Genomic DNA, 17452 nt, shown 5'->3' with positions numbered 1-17452 from the left:
GGCACCCTTTCGTCAGCTCGATTTCACCGTTCGGGACAGATACCCTGCCCGCTGAGGCTGTGCAAGCCGCGAGGGGAGCTCTCAGACGTCCTCGGGAACCGGGCCGCTTTGGCCAAAGTCCTGCGCGCGCAGCTCATCCAGCGCAATATCACCGCAAGTCGCCAGCGCCTCTGACAGGTGCACCAGACCCTGGGCGTCGGCATATCCCTTCAGGTTTCCCAGCACATCCAGCATCCACAGATGTGAGGACATGGCCGCGGTGCGCGGTTGTGGCATGTCGCGGCCAACCGCGCGATGGGTGGGGCGGAGCGGAAAGGTCACTACCCCTCCAACCCGCGACAGCGGTTTGATCTTGTCGCTCATCTCTGTCCTTCGACTGCTGCCTGCCTGCGCCAAACGCGGTTGCCCGGCCCAGATCGCACCACTGCCCTGGGCCGGACCGTAGAGCTAGTCCCCACGAATGGCCGGTTCAAGCCCATTCCCGCGCCGGGTCGGGTTTCCCGGACCTGTCGCGACGTCACTTTACACGCAGAGAGAGGCCCTGATGGAAGACTTGCACCTTGGACGGGTCCGCCGTCAGCCTGACCTGCTGGCCGCGCAGCCCGGCATGGATCCCGGGCAGCTTGGCCACAACCGGTTCGCGCCCCTCGTTGGCGGTGAAATAGAGCAACGTGACCTCTCCCAGGGCTTCGACGATGCCGACGGTGCCCTCCATGACCGGATGCGCCTCGGCCAGGGTGAAATCCTCGGGGCGGATGCCGACATTGACGCTCAGCCCCATCTGCGCCTCCGTGGTAACAAGATCGGCCAGCGCCACGCCGCCACCGTCGAGCTGAATGCGTGTCATGTCCCCGACCGCGATAATCCTGCCGGGCAGAAGGTTCATCGCAGGGCTGCCGATGAACTGGGCCACGAATTCGTTCCGAGGCCGTTCATACAGCTCCAGCGGGCTGCCGACCTGTGCAATCCCCTTGTCCGCCAGCACGACGATCTTGTCGGCGAGGGTCATTGCCTCCACCTGATCATGCGTCACGTAGATCATCGTCGAGTCCGGCATGCTTTCCTTCAGTTGGGCGATCTCGAGCCGGGTCGCCACGCGCAGGGCGGCATCGAGGTTCGAGAGCGGCTCGTCAAACAGGTAGACCTGCGGGTCGCGCACGATGGCCCGGCCGATCGCCACACGCTGGCGCTGCCCGCCGGACAGGGCTTTTGGCAGGCGGTCAAGATAGTCGGTCAGCTGGAGAATGCGCGCGGCCTTTTCGACCGCCTCGTCAATTTCGGCCCTGGATTTCTTCGCGATCTTCAGGGCGAAACTCATGTTGTCGCGCACGGTCATATGCGGGTAGAGCGCGTAGCTCTGAAACACCATGGCGATGCCGCGCTGGCTGGGTGGCACGTCATTCATCACCGCGCCGCCGATCTCCAGCGTGCCCTCCGTGATCTTTTCCAGCCCCGCGATCATGCGCAGAAGCGTGGACTTGCCACAGCCCGAGGGGCCGACGAAGACGATCAACTCGCCGGTCCTGATGTCCAGGTCGATGTCTTTCAGCACTTCGACCGCGCTGGCATAGGTCTTGCCGACCCCGGTGAGTTTCAGATCCGCCATTGGGCTATGCTCCCCCTCGTTTTCCCTGCCGGACCAGGCAATGCTGCCACGGTCCAAGGGTAATGTTCGTGCCGGGCGCGACCCCGTCGATGCCTTCCCCGGCCATGCCCGCGACCTCAGCCGTGCCCGCGCCGAGGTTGATGGCGAAGCGCAGGCGGTCGCCCTCATGGGCGCGGGTGAAACTGAGCACGTCGCCGTTGACGACCATCTCTTCCAGGCTGCCCCTGGCCAGCGCCGGCTGCGCCCGACGCAGGGCGATAGCGTGGCGGTAGTGATGGATCAGCGCGTCGGGATCCTGCTCGGCCTGAGCGGCGGCATGGTTCAGGTGGCCCGGAAAGACCGGCAGCCAGGGGCTTTCCGCGCTGGTAAAGCCACCGTTCCGCTCCGCCATCTCCCAGACCATCGGCGTGCGGCAGCCATCACGGCCCTTGAACTCGGGCCAGAACTCGATGCCGTAGGGATCCTGAAGATCCTGATAGGCGACGTCGGCCTCGGGCAGGCCCAGCTCTTCGCCCTGATAGATACAGGCCGAGCCGCGAAGGCACATCATCAGCGTGGTAAAGGCGCGGGCCGACGCGCCGGTCAGCCCCCAGCGCGAGACATGGCGCTGAACGTCATGGTTCGAATAGGCCCAGCAGGCCCAGCCATCGGCGGCCACTTCGGCGACCTTGGCCATGACATCGGCAATGCGGGCCGCATCGGGGCGGTCGCCGGACAGCAGCTCGAAGGCATAACACATCTGCATCAGGTCATCGCCGGAGGTGTATTCGCCCAGGATCTCCAGCCCACGCTGTTCATCCCCCACCTCGCCCACGGCAGCGGCGTTCCACGGCTGCATCTCGGCGCGCAATCTGCGCAGGAAATCAATCGTTTCCGGGCGGTTCTTGTCGTAAACATGCCGCTGGTGTCCATAGGGATTTACATCCGGCGCAGTGGCGGCGGTACGGTCCTTGGGCGCCAGCGCCGGGTTGTCGCGCAGCCGGGCGTCATGGGTGTAGAAGTTGATCGTATCGAGGCGGAACCCGTCCACGCCGCGTTTCAGCCAGAAGCGGGCAACATCAAGCAGTGCCTCCTGCACGGCGGGTTCGTGGAAATTCAGATCCGGCTGCGACGTCAGGAAATTGTGCATGTAGTACTGCTGGCGCCGGCTGTCCCAATGCCAGGCCGAACCACCGAAGATCGACAGCCAGTTGTTGGGCGGGGTTCCGTCGGGTTTCGCATCGGCCCAGACATACCAGCCCGCCCGTGCATTGTCGCGGTTGGCGCGGCTTTCCGCAAACCAGGGATGCTGGTCCGAGGTATGGCTCAGCACCAGGTCGATCATCACCTTCAGCCCCAGTCGATGCGCGGTGTCGATCACCGCGTCGAAATCCGCGAGCGTGCCGAACATCGGGTCCACGTCGCAATAGTTCGCCACGTCATAGCCGAAATCCTTCATCGGCGAGGTGAAGAAGGGCGAGATCCACACCGCGTCCACCCCCAGCGAGGCGATATGCGGCAGGCGGCGCACGATACCGGCAAGGTCTCCGATCCCGTCGCCGTTCGAATCCTGGAAGCTGCGCGGATAGATCTGGTAGATTACCGCGCCGCGCCACCAGTCGGGGTCCTTGGCCAGATGTGTGTTCGAGTGGGTCATGGTTTCGACGTTCATTCAGGTCTCTTACTTGACGGAGCCGGCCAGCAGGCCGCGCACCAGGTAGCGTTGCATGGAAAAGAACACGGCGAGCGGCACGGCAATGGAGACGAAGGCGGCGGTCGCCAGGATCTCCCAGTTGCCGCCACGGGTGCCCAGAAGCTCGACGATCTGGTTGGTCATGACGGTGGTCTCGCCGGTGGCGTCGATCAGGAAGACCTTGGCGACCAGCAGGTCGTTCCAGGTCCACAGGAACTGGAATATCGCGAAAGAAGCCAGCGCCGGGAAGCTGAGCGGCAGGATGATCCGGGTAAAGATCTGGAAATCCGTGGCCCCGTCGACCTTGGCGTTTTCGATGATATCGCGCGGCAGGCCGACCATGTAGTTCCTGAGCAGGTAGATGGCCAATGGCAGGCCAAACCCGGTATGCGCCATCCAGACGCCCAGATAGCCCTTGCCGATGCCGATACCGTTGTGGAACTTGAGCAACGGGATCAGCGCCAGTTGCAGGGGCACGACCAACAGCCCGACGATCACCGCAATCAGCAGCGCGCGACCCTTGAAGTCCATCCAGGCCAGCGCATAGGCGGCGAAGGCAGCGATGACGATCGGGATCACCGTGGCCGGGATCGTCACGGTCAGCGTGTTGAAAAAGGCCTTGGCCATGCTGTCGGTGGTCGAACCCGAAAACAGCACGGTGCGGTAGTTGTCGAAGGTAAACTCCGGTGCGGTGGTGGCGGTGACGAAGATGCGCTGCCCGCGCGAGCCCTCGAAAGGTTCCGTGTTTTCCATACGGTAGCGACCGGCGGCGTCCACGGTCACGGTGCCGCCCTTCCTGAGGTCGGCAACCTCGCCGGGCACATAGGCGTCCACCTCCCTGGAGGAAATGCCCCAGGCTGAGATCTCACCCCCCCTGCCCTCGGTGAAAAGCGTGCCTTCGATCACATAAAGATCGCCGTCCCGCACTTGCGTGTCCGGCCTGGCGGCACGCAGGGTCAGGCTCTGTTCGCTGGGGAACATGGCCTTCCACCAGCCCGAGGTTGATATCTGGTCGGCGGTGCGGAACGAACTGACGAACAGACCCAAGGTCGGAAACAGCCAGGCCAGCACCAATACGGCAACCGAGATGTTGACGGCCCAGGTCAGGGCGGACTTCCTGCCTGCGATATTATCCATGATTTGCTCCCATCCGGTCCCGGGCCATCACTTCATCTCCCTGCGCGCATTGCGCACATTCCAGACCAGGATCGGCGTGACCAGCAGCATGATGACCATGGCCGCGGCCGAGCCCACGCCCCAGTCATTGGCGCGAAACAGCTTGTCGAACATGTAATTGGCCAGCACCTGCGTCTCCCATTGCCCGTTGGTCATGGCAAAGACGATGTCGAAGACCTTGAGCACCACGAGGGTAATGGTGGTCCAGACCACGACAATGGTGCCGGAGATTTGCGGCAGCTTGATCTTGAAGAATATCTGGAACGGGCCCGCGCCGTCGACGATGGCCGCCTCGATGGTTTCTTCGGGGATGCCGCGCAGCGCGGCGGACAGGATCACCATGGCGAACCCGGTCTGGATCCAGATCAGCACCACCATGAGAAAGATGTTGTTCCAGGGCAGCACGGTCAGCCAGGTCACGGGTTCTTCGCCGCCGAACCACAGCCACAGCGCGTTCATCACGCCGATCTGCTCCTGCCCCACCGGGCGGGCGTCATAGACCAGTTTCCAGATCACCGCGGCACCGACGAAGGAGATCGCCATGGGCATGAAGATCAGCGATTTGGCGATATTGCCCCAGCGGATGCGGTCGGTCAGCTGGGCGGCCAGAAGGCCGAACCCGGTCGAGGCTGCGGGCACGATCAGGAGCCAGAAGAAGTTGTTGCGAAGCGCCTCCCAGAACTTGGGCTCACTGACCATCTGGGTGTAATTGTCGATCCCCGCGAATTCGTAGCCTCCCCCGGCCACCCGGTCGGAAAAGGACAGGCGCAGGGTCTCGACCACCGGGTAGGCAAGGTAGAGGCCCAGTGCCACCAGCGCAGGAAACAGGAACAGCCAGGGGCGCACCAGGTTGGCGCGGTTGATGTTCTTGCCGATGTCCTTTCCGCGCGGCGGAAAGATCACCTTGTCGAGGATCTGGTTCGACAGCCAGAAATATCCAAGGCAGCCACCGACGCCCAAAGCGATGGTAATGAGGCCCTGCAAAGCCGGATGCATGATGGCTCCTCCCCCGTTTCCGAAAAGCCCGGACCTGTGGCCCGGGCTTTCCTGGTCGTTCAGGCCGCGCTTACTTCAGCGCGTCCCAGCTCTGCTGGATCTCCGAGGCCACTTCGCCCGCATCCTTGCCGCCGGCATAGTCGACCATGCCGGTCCAGAAGCTGCCGGCACCCACGCCGCCGGGCATCAGGTCGGAGCCGTCAAAGCGGAAGGTGGTGGCGTTCAGAAGGATATCGTTCATCTTTTCAAGGGTCGGATCACCAAAGACCGAGGTATCGACACCCTTGTGCGGGGTCAGGAAACCTTTCAGCGCCATCCAGGCCTCATGCGCCCCGGGGGTCTGCAGATAGGCGATCAGGTCATGTGCACCCTGATTCTCGTTGGTAATCGCCCAGACCGTGCCCGCGCCCAGCACCGGCTTGCCCAGATCCTTGCTCTCATAGGCGGGGAAGTAGAAGAAATCCGCATCCTCGCCCACCACGGTGCCTTCCGGGAAGAAGGCCGGGATGAAGCTGGCCTGACGGTGCATGTAGCATTGCGGAGGGGCGGCGAACATGCCTTTCGGACTGTCGCGGAAATCGGTCGAAGCCACAGCGCCGGCGCCACCGACGACATAATCGTCATTGCGCGCAAAGGCGCCGAATTCTTCAATGGCCGCAACGACTTTCGGGTCGTCGAACTTTAGCTCGTTCGCCACCCAGGCGTCGTAGACCTCGGGCGGCTGGGTGCGCAGCATCATGTCCTCGACCCAGTCGGTCGCGGGCCAGCCCGTCGCCCCGCCGGACCCCAGGCCGATACACCAGGGCGTGCCGCCATCAGCGACGATCTGGTCGGTCAGCGCCTTGAGCTCTTCCATCGAGCCCGGCACGTCATAGCCCGCGTCCTCGAAGTTCTCGGGCACGTACCAGACCAGCGATTTCACGTCGATCTTGTAAAAGAACCCATAGAGGTTGTCGGCGCCATCCGGCCCGGCATAGGTGCCCAGATCGACCCAGGACTGCCCGGCGGCGTAATTGTCGCGTATCCAGTCACCGGTGCCCGCGGCCAGTGGCGTCAGGAACCCGCGCGCGGCCATGTCGGCGGCCAGACCCGGCTGCGGAAAGACCGCCACGTTCGGGGCCGAACCGGCCTCGGCATCGACCAGGATCTGTTGTTCGAAACTGTCCGACCCGACATAGCGCACGTCATGGCCCGAGGCGGCGGCAAACCCCGCCAGCACCTTTTCCACATTCTCCTGGTCCGGTCCCAGCCAGGGCCCGAACACAGTGACCTGATCGGCCAGGGCGACACCGGTGGTGAGCGCCAGAGCCGCCGCACCTGTCATCAGCGCTTGTTTCATGATTTCCTCCCAGATGCGCGTCGGAATTGACGCAGATAAACAGCCTCGCTGTGGAGAATGCCTTGTAAGCAATCTCCAAAGCGCTTTGGATACCCCAAGAATGCCCAGACATTGGCCCCTGTCAATGATTCACAGGATACTGATGCGGAAAATCCCGTCAAATCGCCAATTTCGGGGAGTTAAGTCAATTTTCTTTTGACCTTGGCCAGTGTCGAAGCTACCGTCCCAGAACAGCCAAACCGCTTTGAAACCCCTGAAACGCGCCATGAACCTCAAACAGCTCTCGGAGATCCTGAACCTCAGCCCGACCACTGTCAGCCGGGCGCTGAACGGCTATCCGGAGGTCAGCGAAGCAACCCGCAAACGGGTGCAGGCGGCGGCGCAGGCGCATGGCTATGCCCCCAACACCCGCGCCCGCAGCCTGGCCACGGGGCGGGCCCATGCGATCGGGCATGTGATCCCGGTCAGTTCCAACCACGAGATGGTGAACCCGGTCTTTGCCGATTTCATCGCCGGCGCCGGCGAGGTCTATTCCCGGAATGGTTATGAAATGCTCCTGTCCGTGGTCTCGGACGAGGCAGAGGCCGATGCCTATCGCCAGTTCAAGGTCAAGGGCAATGTCGACGGGATCATCGTGCATGCGCCGAAGATGGGAGACCCGCGCATCCACCTGCTGAACGAACTGTCGTTGCCCTTTGTGGTGCATGGCCGCGCCTCGGAGGAGGTCGAGGATTATGCCTGGGTCGATGTGAACAATTTCCATGCCTTCGAACGGGCAACGCGCTTCCTGCTGGACCTGGGCCACAGGCGCATCGCGTTGGTGAACGGGATCGAGACGATGGATTTCGCCATGCGGCGACGTGCGGGCTTTGCCAAGGCACATGAAGAACGCGGGCTAAGCTACGATCCCAGCATGTGTTTTGCCGATGAAATGACCGAATCCTACGGCCATGATACCGCCCGCGCCCTGCTGGCACGCGGCGATGCGCCGACCGCCTTTCTGGTGAGTTCCATGATCACCACCATCGGCGTACGCCGCGCCATCGAGGAACTGGGCCTGAAACTCGGGCGCGATGTCTCGGTCATTACCCATGACGACGAACTCAGCTATTTCCGCAATGGCGCCGATGTCCCGGTCTATACCGCCACCCGCAGCTCGGTGCGCGAGGCCGGGCGGCGCGCGGCCACGATCCTTCTGGACATCATTCGCGGCGGCGACGCTCCGCGTCAGGTGTTGCTGGAGGCCGACCTGACCCTGGGCCAGTCCACCGGCCCGGCGCCGGACAGGGGACGGGGCTGATGGAGTTCACCCGACAGGATTTCCCGGAGCGGTTCCTCTTCGGGGTCGCGACCTCGGCCTATCAGATCGAGGGCCATGGTTTCGGCGGTGCCGGCCAGACCCATTGGGACACGTTTGCCGCAACGCCGGGCAATGTCGTAAACGGGGAAAACGGTGCGCTGGCCTGCGACCATTACCACCGGATGGACGAGGACCTGGACCTGGTCGCGGCCGGAAATTTCGACGTCTACCGTTTTTCCACCAGCTGGGCGCGGGTCATGCCCGAAGGCCGGGGAACGGTGAACCAGCGGGGTCTCGATTTCTATGACCGGCTGGTGGACGGGCTGCTGGAGCGGGGCCTGAAACCCGCGCTGACGCTTTATCATTGGGAGCTGCCCAGCCCGCTGGCGGATGAGGGCGGCTGGCGCAACCGGGCGATGGGGGACTGGTTTGCCGACTATGTCGATGTGGTCGCCCGGCGTCTGGGCGACCGCATCTGGTCGGCCGCTCCGATCAACGAACCCTGGTGCGTGGCCTGGCTCAGCCATTTCGAGGGCCACCACGCCCCCGGCCTGCGCGACATCCGCGCTGCCGCCCGTGCCATGCACCATGTCCTGCTGAGCCACGGGCGCGCCATCGAGGTGATGCGCGGGCACGGCATGACGAACCTCGGCGCTGTCTGCAATTTCGAATATGCCCAGCCGGTGGACGATAGCCCGGCCGCACACCGGGCCGCCGAGACCTATGACGCGATCTACAACCGCTTCTTCCTGGGCGGGCTGTTTCGCGGCACCTATCCCGAGGCGGCGCTGGACGGGCTGGCCCCCTACCTGCCCGTGCGCTGGGACGAGGATTTCTCCTCCATCGGCCAACCGCTCGACTGGCTCGGGCTGAATTACTACACCCGCAAGGTGATCGGCCCGACCGGCGGCGCCTGGCCCGGCTATGCCTATCTGGACGGCCCCCTGCCCAAGACAGACATGGGCTGGGAGATTTACCCCGAGGGGCTCACGCATTTCCTGCGGCTGGCGCAGGATCACGCGCAAGGCCTGCCCCTGTACGTGACCGAAAACGGCATGGCCGCGCCGGGTCTCCGCGACGAGGATCGTCTCGCCTATATCAACGCCCACCTGGCCCGGGTCCGGTCGGCGATTGCCGAAGGGCTGCCGGTCGCGGGCTACTACCTCTGGTCGCTTCTGGACAATTATGAATGGGCGCTGGGCTATGACAAGCGGTTCGGCCTGGTCCACGTGGACTTCGACACGCTGGTTCGCACCCCGAAACTGTCTTATGAGAAATTGAAACTGGCGCTTGCGAAATCATGACAGACTCCCCTGCCAATCCGCTGAGCCTGCTGGCCGATATCGGCGGCACCAACACCCGCGTGGCGCTTGCCCGCGGTACCGGGCTGCTGCGCGAAACGATCCGGCGCTTCCGCAACGCCGAGCATGACAGCCTGGACAGCGTGCTGGGCGCATATCTGCGGGCCGAGGGCCAGCCCGCCTGCGCCGGGGCCTGCGTGGCCGTGGCGGGCCCGGTGCGCGGCGGCGAAGCGCGGCTGACCAACCTCGACTGGACCATCACGCGCGAAAGCCTGGCCCGGGCCACCGGGACTAGGGTGGTCTCGGTGCTGAACGACCTGCAGGCCCAGGGCCATGCGCTGGGCCATCTGCCGGCCGATGCGGTGATCCCGGTCCACGAGGCCCGGCCTACCCCCGGCGCCCGCATGTTGGTCATCGGCATGGGCACGGGGTTCAACTGCGCGCCGGTGCACAGCGGGCCGGAGACACGTGTGGTCCCTCCCTCCGAAGCCGGGCACGCCTCCCTGCCCGTGCGCTCCACCGAAGAACTCGACCTGGCCGCCCATCTGCAGGCCGCGCACGGCTATGCCTCTGTCGAAGAGGTCCTGTCCGGCCGAGGCCTGGCCCAGGTGCAGCACTGGTGGGCCGAACGGACCGGCGAAACCCGCCGGATGGATAGCGACGCGGTGCTGGCGGCGGCCGCCGCCCGGGATGGCCATGCGCTGGAAGTGCTCTCGATGTTCGTGCGCGTCCTGGGGCGCGTGACCGGAGACCTCGGCTTGGTGCACCTGCCCTATGGTGGCATCTTTCTGGTCGGGGGCATGTCCAATGCCGTGGCCCCCTGGCTGCCCCGGCTGGGCTTTGCCGAAGCGCTGGGCGACAAGGGGAGATTTTCGAACCTTTCCAAAAGCTTCCCCGTGTCGGTCGTGTCCGACGACTGGGCCGCGCTGACCGGCTGTGCCCACCATTTGATGCCGCTTCTGGAAAAAAGCCGGTCCGCTTAGGCCTATCTTAACTTCCCCTGCCCTACACCGGAGTGGACCGGATGAACAAAGGGCATTTGCGATGACTGGCATGTTTTGCAGTTTGGGGGGGATGGGATGAACGGCACGACGCTGACGCTCGACCCGCGGCTCGATATCAGAACGGCCTCCGGCTTGGCGGCTTCGATCCTGACCCACCGGGGGACGGACCTGGTCCTGGACGCGGCCCATGTCTGCCATTTCGGGGCCCTTGGCGTACAGGTCTTGCAGGCCGCCGCGCGCAGCTGGACCGAAACCGGTCACAGCCTGTCCCTGATCAACACCTCCGATGATTGCGCCGACCAGCTGTGCCTGCTGGGCTTCTCCCCCGAGACCGTGACCAGGTGGGAGGGCGAGGAATGAGCATCCAGGTTCTGGCCGTCGACGACAGCCGCACGATGCGCGACATGGTGCGGCTGGCGCTGCTGGGCGCGGGCATCGACGCCGAAGTGGCCGAGGACGGGGTGCACGGGCTCGACCTGCTCGACGACATGCCCCCGCCCGATGCGATCATCACCGACATCAACATGCCCCGCATGGACGGGTTTCAGTTCATCGACGCCGTGCGCGCACGTGACGAATTCCGCGCCGTTCCGATCCTTGTGCTGACCACCGAAAGCGCGACCGAGATGAAGCAGCGCGCACGAGAAGCCGGGGCGACCGGCTGGATCGTGAAACCCTTTGACCCGGACAAGCTGGTCAAAGCCGTCAGAATGGTAGCGGGGTAAGGCCGATGTCCGATCCGATGGCAGAAATCCGCGCCTCGTTCTTCATTGAATGTGAAGAGCTTCTCGAGGCGCTGCAGGACGGCCTGCAGGCGATGTTTGACGGCGCACGGGACGACGAGACGGTCAACGTGGTGTTCCGCGCCGTACACTCGATCAAGGGCGGCGCCGGGGCCTTTGGCCTGGACGAGCTGGTGGCGTTCGCCCACCGGTTCGAAACCGTACTGGACGAGGTGCGCGCCCACCGTTTGGCTGCCGATGGCGATCTGCTCAAGCTCTTCTTCCAATGCGGCGACATGCTGGGCGACCTGGTGCGCGACAGCCGTGACGGGCTCGACCATGACCCCGCCCGCGCCGCACCTGTGCTGGACCGGCTGGACGCGCTCATGGGCACACAGGACGATACGCCGGACGCGGAGGAGGTCGCGTTTCAACCGATGGCCGTGTCTTTGGATCTGCCGGGGCTGGACACCGACACGCCGCCGCCCGGGGACGCACCCGCCCCCCCGGTCTGGTCAATCCGCTTTTCGCCCGCGGCATCCCTTTACGCCGCCGGGAACGAACCCCTGTTCCTGTTTCGCGCCCTGCGTGACCTGGGCGAGATCGAGATCACCTGCCAGGACCGAGACCTGCCAACCCTGGACAGTCTGGAAACGGAACAGAGCTTTCTGGCCTGGGAAATCACGCTCACCACCAGTGAGGGTGAAGCCGCCATTCGCGAGGTTTTCGAATTCGTCGATGGGCTCTGCGATCTGGAGGTGACAGAACAAGTCGGGGGCGCCGACATCACGAAACTGCATCCACCGGGGGCAGATGCCGCCGCTGCTAACGTGGCGACCGCTCCATATCCCGCCGCCCCCGCCCCCGGCCCGACGACGCCTGAAGTGACGACACCTGAAGTGACCGCGGCTGAGTTGACCGCGGCTGAAGCCCCGAAAGCCAGGCCCCCGGCCCCCTCGCCGCCCCGCGCAACCGTGCGTGTCGACCTCGACCGGATCGACCGGCTGGTCAACCTTGTGGGCGAGATCGTGATCAACCAGGCCATGCTGACCCAGAGCGTCGAAGAAGCCGGACTGCCGCCGAACTCCGCCGTGCGCACCGGGCTTGAGGAATTCCTGCAGCTGACCCGCGACATTCAGGAAAGCGTGATGATGATCCGCGCCCAGCCGGTGAAGTCGCTGTTTCAACGCATGGCCCGGATCGTGCGCGAATCGTCGGCCGATGTCGGCAAGGAGGTGCACCTGAGGACCGATGGTGAAAACACCGAGGTCGACAAGACGGTGATCGAACGGCTCGCCGACCCTCTGACCCACATGATCCGAAACGCCGTCGACCACGGTCTGGAGAATACTGCGGACCGCATCGCCGCCGGCAAGCCCGCCGAAGGCAAGGTGACTCTGACCGCCATGCACCGCTCCGGCCGGGTGGTGATCGAGGTCGCGGACGACGGCGGAGGGATCAACCGTGACAAGGTCCGGGCGATTGCCGAGATGAAAGGCCTGATCACACCGGACCTGCCGCTGACCGACAGCGAAATCGACAACCTGCTGTTCCTGCCCGGATTTTCCACCGCCGAGGAGGTGTCGAACCTGTCCGGCCGCGGCGTCGGCATGGACGTGGTCCGCAGCTCGATCCAGGCGCTGGGCGGGCGCATCTCGATCACCTCCGAACAGGGCAAGGGCACGACCTTCTCGATCTCGCTGCCTTTGACCCTGGCCGTGCTTGACGGCATGGTCGTGCGGGTTGCCGGCGAGACCTTGGTCGTACCACTGAATTCAATCCTGGAAACCCTGGCCCTGACCAGGGAAGAGATTCGCGAATTCGGCCCCGAAACCCACGTCGTCAACATTCGCGACAATTTCGTTCCCTTGCTCGATCTCGGCGCCGAACTGGGCTACCGCGATCCGCTCGAAGACTACGCGGGTGGCGTGGTGCTCCTGATCGCGCAGGAGGACAGCAACCCTGCTGCAGTGGTCGTCGATGCGATCGAGGACCAACGCCAGGTGGTGATCAAAGGGTTGCAGGACAGCTATGGGCGCGTGCCCGGCATTGCGGCCGCAACCATTCTCGGGGATGGCCAGATCGCCCTCATTCTCGACCCCGTCGACCTGGTTGCCCAGGCCAGCGGCCGCACCCGCCCTCCCCGCCCCATTGACGCCAAAGCAGGATGACCAACATGACCGACGCCGGCAAACAGATCGCCAAGCAGAAAGATGCCACCGAAATCGAACTTCTGTCCTTTCTGGTCGGGGGGCAGGACTACTCTGTCGACATAATGTCGGTGCGCGAGATCCGAGGCGGCGCAACGGCGACATCCCTGCCCCATTCACCGGACTATGTACGTGGCGTGATCAACCTGCGCGGCACGGTCCTGCCTATCATGGATCTGTCCAGGCGCCTGGGCATGGACAGTGATGTCGAAAGCGATCGAAACGTGATTATCGTCGTGGCGGTCGGGGACCGAACGGTCGGGCTCATGGTTGACGCTGTGTCCGATATCCTGGCCATCCCGGAGGACGAGATGCAACCCCCGCCGGACATGCCCGCCGATAACGAGCGCAATTTCGTCACGGCCCTGACAATCATCGACGGGCGAATGATCCGCATCCTCGACCTGAACGCGATCCTGCCGCCCGCGAATGAGGAAGCCGCGTGATGCCCCCGCCCGCCTTGTCTTCGCCGATTGCCGGCCCGCCGCTGGACAGAGCCGCTTTCGATCGGTTGGCCGGGCTTGCCCACAGCGAGGCGGGTCTTGCTATCGCACCCTCCAAATCTGCCATGGTGCGCACTCGATTGGCCCGCCGCCTGCGCAAACTCGGAATTGGCAGCTTCGAACAGTATACCGAACTTGTCGAAAGCGACGCAGGCCGGAATGAGCGCCGCGAAATGATCTCGGCGCTTACGACGAACGTGTCGAACTTCTTTCGGGAAGGTCATCACTTCACCCGTTTGCAGGAAGAGGTCTTTCCTGCCTTGCGGCAGAGGCTGGCCACGGGGGGCAGGGTACGGATCTGGTCTGCCGGCTGTTCCAATGGCCAGGAACCCTATTCGCTGGCCATCGCCTTCCTGGAGGCTGGCCCCCTGCCCGAAAGGGCCGATTTCCGAGTCCTTGCCAGCGACATCGACCCCAAGGTTGTCGCCTTCGGGCATGTCGGGCGTTACCACGACAGCATGATGACGGGGTTGAGCGAGGCCCATCGGCAGGCCCATTTCACCCCTTGCCCACGGGAGGCAAACCACCAGATTGTCTCGTCGGCCCTGAGGTCCATGGTGGTGTTTCGCGAACTGAACCTGCAAGACAGGTGGCCGATGAGGGGCAGGTTCGACGTCATCTTCTGTCGAAATGTCGTGATCTATTTCGACGCCGCCACGCAGAACCGCCTGTGGCACCGGTTTGCCGAGGTCCTTCACCCGGAAGGCTGGATGTTCCTGGGGCATTCGGAGAGGGTCTCCGAGAATTGTTCCAAGCTGTTTTCAAACCGGGGCGATACCGCCTATCAGCGTTGCCCCCCGCCTGCCCCGCCCCCCCCGCGCCCCGCGCTCATGAAAGGAGAGTAACATGGCTCTTCGCGACCAACTCAGAACAATCGTCGTGGATGACATGTCGACCAGCCGAGGTCTGATCACACAGGCCCTGGACGGTTTCGGGGTGCGCCACGTGGAAAGCGCCGCCGACGGAGCCAGCGCATTGCAGAAGATCAGCAGCTGGCCGGTCCACCTGGTCATTTCGGACATGAACATGCCGGGTATGACCGGATTGCAATTGCTGCATGCCCTGCGGTCCGCACCGCAAACCCGGGGAGTTGGGTTTCTGTTGATCACCGGCAAGGCGGACCGCGAGATCATCGAACATGGCAAGCAACTCGGGATGAACAACTTCCTGAAAAAACCTTTCCAGCCGGACGATCTGCGCAGGGCGATCGAAGCCATAGTCGGCCGACTGTGAGCGGAAACGTCCAGATGCAGGTCCCGCAACAGGAAACCACAGGTGACAAGCCGATGACGCTGGGCGGTCTGCTGGGCAGCTGTTCGACCGAACTGGCCAACTCGGCACGCAGCTGTACCGAACTGCAATGGGTGATCACCCGGCTGCTCGAAAGGAGTAAACACCCTGATCTTGCCGCCGAAATGCATGTTCTGCAGGACATTGATCGCTTGCAACAAACCCTGGCCGACCTTGCCTGTCTCTTCGAAGCCGTCGCGACCCTGAGGCCGGAGGTCGAGATCGACACCGACACGGTCCTGAACACGATGCGTCTACCGTCCCTGCGCAACCGCCTGTGCGATAGAGATTCGGCGGGTGGGGACAAGGACACTGCGATGACGCAGGGAAACGACATTAGCTGGCTGTAGGCAGATCGGGTTTTTCGTAATCACGCCTGCCAGTTTCGGTGGACCAGGGGCAAGGGGCGCGCGTTTTTCACTCGGCGCAGCGGCCACTCGTATTGTAGACGGCTCGATAGAGAAAAAGGTCGGGTCACAGGATCATGTACGCGGCGCCGCTGCGAGACCAGAAGCATGAGCGGTCGCGGAGGCTCCATTTGCGCCGATCCTTCCACGGGGGAGATCATCGCCCCCGGGGCAAGCACGCGCCGCATGAAGTGGCGGACCGCCCGAAACCAACACCCCGCGCGCATGGCCGACGCTCAAAAAAGTTCGACCTCTGAGGCCGGCTTGACCGCAGGCGGGGTGAGCGGGACGGGTTTGGCAACCAGTTTCATTCGTGCGCGACCGGTACCGGGCCAGAACTCCAAGCGGCGCGCCTTGTCTCCTCCCAGGTCCCCGCCGACATGCGGTATCCGCTCCCGCAAGAGGAAATCCAGCACGAACTGCCCGTTGCGCAGGCCGGCATCTGACAGCCCCTCGATCATGCGGGCGCCACCAAAAACCTTGGCCTTGAGATTCTGGCGATCTGCCCCCCTGTGGACCAATCCGTTGATCAGAAGTTCCATGCCGTTCACCCCGTGGCCAAAGACCTGCGCCGCGTTGGCATTGTCGTCGACGAAGAGAACATGGTTCATGCCGCCGATTTCGGACCGGGGATCCCAGAGGCAGGCCGAAACGCAGGATCCGAGCAGGGTTGCGATCACCTGGTCGGGACCGGCACAAACCGCGTGCTCGCCCTGGCTGATATAGGTTCGTTGCATCCAGTCGGGATGCCCTCTGAGCGCGTTCATGCGCGGACCTCCGACTTCAGGGAAATCTCATCGAGCACCCGTGTGGCAATGTCCGAAAGCGGCAGCGATACGTGCGCGGCGCCAAGCTCATGCGCCACGCGCGGCATTCCATAGACCACCGAACTGGCTTCGTCCTGCACGATGCAGAAGGCACCGGCTCTCTTCAGGGCCAACATGCCCTGCGCCCCATCAGATCCCATACCGGTCAGGAGAATGCAAACGATTTGGGGCGCCTGTGGAAGCGCCGAACGAAACAGCGCATCGACTGATGGCCTATGGCCGGTCATCTTCGGTCCCCTGCGCAGGACGACATGCCCCCCGTCGGCGGACAGTTCCAGGTGTGTCTCGCCCCCCGGGGCGATCAGAACGCGTCCCTCGCGCAGAGATGTTCCATCGCGCGCAAGGCGAATGTCCGGGGCGCAGCTCCGATTGAGACGGTCGGCAAAGCTGGCGAGGAACTGCGCCGGCATGTGCTGCGTGATCAACGTCGGCGGGCAGTCCCTTGGGAAGGCGGACAAGAGGGCCCCCAGGGCTTCGATACCGCCGGTTGACGCACCCGCAATCACCGTTTTCTCCTGCCAGCCGCCGGGTTGCCGCAAGCCCGGCATGACGGGGAGACGCCGCCGCCCGCGCACCTGTGCCTTTGCCGCAAGAACCAGCGTATCCGCCAACTGTTCATAGAGGCGTCCAACGGACCCGAAGCGGGGCTTTTCAAGGCACTCCACAGCGCCCAGCGACAAGGCCCGGACGGCTTCCTCGCTGCCTTTTCCCATCGACGAAGAGAGCATGAGCACCGGCATGGGGCGGGTCCGCATGAGCCTGCGCAGGAATTCCAACCCGTCCATCCCGGGCATCGTGACATCCAGCGTCATGACGTCCGGCGCATGACGATTGACCGCTTCTCGTGCCTCGCGCGCTGATCCGGCCTCGGCGACAACTTCGATCCGCGGGTCGGGCTCGATGCCCATCCGGATCAGCCGTCGCATGCTTGGGCTGTCATCCACGATCAGAACCCGTGTCGTCTTGTGCATCCGTGCCTCTTTCCCTGCCGAGGGAGCCTGAGCCTCTCAGAAGTTGCCCCGGTCCCTCCGACATGTTCTTCGAACGGGTCCAGGACCGGGGCGATTCCCGCCAGCGCCACGCCGGCCCGCTCACGGGC

At 64.0% G+C, this 17452-nt stretch carries 18 protein-coding genes; 10 read left to right on the top strand and 8 right to left on the bottom strand.

Annotated features, from left to right (window positions below; translation table 11 throughout):
- Nucleotides 1-81 precede the first annotated feature (81 nt).
- The 6 genes from Q1V43_RS01005 to Q1V43_RS00980 form a co-directional block, all read right to left on the bottom strand.
- Complete coding sequence (locus Q1V43_RS01005) at nt 82-363, bottom strand: hypothetical protein (protein WP_300513019.1); 282 nt, start codon at nt 361-363, stop codon at nt 82-84.
- 154 nt (nt 364-517) lie between these two features.
- Nucleotides 518-1606, bottom strand: a complete 1089-nt coding sequence (gene ugpC / locus Q1V43_RS01000) for a sn-glycerol-3-phosphate ABC transporter ATP-binding protein UgpC (RefSeq protein WP_300513018.1) — start codon at nt 1604-1606, stop codon at nt 518-520.
- Between the two features lie 4 nt (nt 1607-1610).
- Nucleotides 1611-3257 (bottom strand): alpha-amylase family glycosyl hydrolase, encoded by a 1647-nt coding sequence (locus Q1V43_RS00995; protein ID WP_300513016.1) that lies wholly within the window; start codon nt 3255-3257, stop codon nt 1611-1613.
- 9 nt (nt 3258-3266) lie between these two features.
- Nucleotides 3267-4415: a carbohydrate ABC transporter permease gene (locus Q1V43_RS00990; RefSeq protein WP_300513014.1), complete on the bottom strand. Its 1149-nt coding sequence runs from the start codon at nt 4413-4415 to the stop codon at nt 3267-3269.
- A gap of 27 nt (nt 4416-4442) precedes the next feature.
- The gene (locus Q1V43_RS00985) at nt 4443-5450 is read right to left on the bottom strand and encodes a sugar ABC transporter permease (protein WP_300513012.1); all 1008 of its coding nucleotides are present in this window, start codon (nt 5448-5450) and stop codon (nt 4443-4445) included.
- Nucleotides 5451-5520: 70 nt separating this feature from the next.
- The gene (locus tag Q1V43_RS00980) at nt 5521-6789 is read right to left on the bottom strand and encodes an ABC transporter substrate-binding protein (RefSeq protein WP_300513010.1); all 1269 of its coding nucleotides are present in this window, start codon (nt 6787-6789) and stop codon (nt 5521-5523) included.
- A gap of 265 nt (nt 6790-7054) precedes the next feature.
- Between Q1V43_RS00980 and Q1V43_RS00975 the strand changes: the two genes are divergently transcribed.
- From Q1V43_RS00975 to Q1V43_RS00930, 10 genes are all read left to right on the top strand, one after another.
- Nucleotides 7055-8089 (top strand): substrate-binding domain-containing protein, encoded by a 1035-nt coding sequence (locus tag Q1V43_RS00975; protein ID WP_300513008.1) that lies wholly within the window; start codon nt 7055-7057, stop codon nt 8087-8089.
- Nucleotides 8089-9393, top strand: coding sequence for a GH1 family beta-glucosidase (locus tag Q1V43_RS00970; protein WP_300513006.1), 1305 nt, complete (start codon nt 8089-8091; stop codon nt 9391-9393). Before Q1V43_RS00975 ends, Q1V43_RS00970 begins: the two co-directional genes overlap by 1 nt.
- Nucleotides 9390-10373, top strand: coding sequence for a glucokinase (locus Q1V43_RS00965; protein WP_300513004.1), 984 nt, complete (start codon nt 9390-9392; stop codon nt 10371-10373). Before Q1V43_RS00970 ends, Q1V43_RS00965 begins: the two co-directional genes overlap by 4 nt.
- A 96-nt stretch (nt 10374-10469) precedes the next feature.
- Nucleotides 10470-10754: an STAS domain-containing protein gene (locus Q1V43_RS00960; protein ID WP_300513002.1), complete on the top strand. Its 285-nt coding sequence runs from the start codon at nt 10470-10472 to the stop codon at nt 10752-10754.
- Nucleotides 10751-11119, top strand: a complete 369-nt coding sequence (locus Q1V43_RS00955; protein ID WP_300513000.1) for a response regulator — start codon at nt 10751-10753, stop codon at nt 11117-11119. The genes Q1V43_RS00960 and Q1V43_RS00955 overlap by 4 nt, the downstream gene beginning before the upstream one ends.
- Nucleotides 11120-11124: 5 nt before the next feature.
- On the top strand, nt 11125-13287 hold the full coding sequence (locus Q1V43_RS00950) for a chemotaxis protein CheA (RefSeq protein ID WP_300512998.1): 2163 nt from the start codon (nt 11125-11127) through the stop codon (nt 13285-13287).
- 5 nt (nt 13288-13292) lie between these two features.
- Nucleotides 13293-13772: a chemotaxis protein CheW gene (locus tag Q1V43_RS00945; protein WP_300512996.1), complete on the top strand. Its 480-nt coding sequence runs from the start codon at nt 13293-13295 to the stop codon at nt 13770-13772.
- The gene (locus Q1V43_RS00940; RefSeq protein WP_300512994.1) at nt 13772-14674 is read left to right on the top strand and encodes a protein-glutamate O-methyltransferase; all 903 of its coding nucleotides are present in this window, start codon (nt 13772-13774) and stop codon (nt 14672-14674) included. The genes Q1V43_RS00945 and Q1V43_RS00940 overlap by 1 nt, the downstream gene beginning before the upstream one ends.
- Before the next feature lies 1 nt (nt 14675).
- Nucleotides 14676-15062, top strand: a complete 387-nt coding sequence (locus Q1V43_RS00935) for a response regulator (protein ID WP_300512992.1) — start codon at nt 14676-14678, stop codon at nt 15060-15062.
- On the top strand, nt 15059-15469 hold the full coding sequence (locus Q1V43_RS00930) for a hypothetical protein (protein WP_300512990.1): 411 nt from the start codon (nt 15059-15061) through the stop codon (nt 15467-15469). The genes Q1V43_RS00935 and Q1V43_RS00930 overlap by 4 nt, the downstream gene beginning before the upstream one ends.
- A 293-nt stretch (nt 15470-15762) precedes the next feature.
- On the opposite strand, the gene Q1V43_RS00925 is transcribed toward Q1V43_RS00930, so the two are convergent.
- Nucleotides 15763-16293: a chemotaxis protein CheD gene (locus Q1V43_RS00925; protein WP_300512988.1), complete on the bottom strand. Its 531-nt coding sequence runs from the start codon at nt 16291-16293 to the stop codon at nt 15763-15765.
- Nucleotides 16290-17324: a chemotaxis response regulator protein-glutamate methylesterase gene (locus Q1V43_RS00920; protein ID WP_300512986.1), complete on the bottom strand. Its 1035-nt coding sequence runs from the start codon at nt 17322-17324 to the stop codon at nt 16290-16292. Before Q1V43_RS00920 ends, Q1V43_RS00925 begins: the two co-directional genes overlap by 4 nt.
- Between the last annotated feature and the right edge of the window lie 128 nt (nt 17325-17452).

It is taken from the genome of Aliiroseovarius sp. (genome assembly GCF_030148435.1).
Taxonomy (GTDB): Bacteria; Pseudomonadota; Alphaproteobacteria; order Rhodobacterales; family Rhodobacteraceae; genus JASBTN01.
Note: the sequence above shows the minus strand (reverse complement) of the source record. Positions and strands in the feature narration are given on the sequence as shown.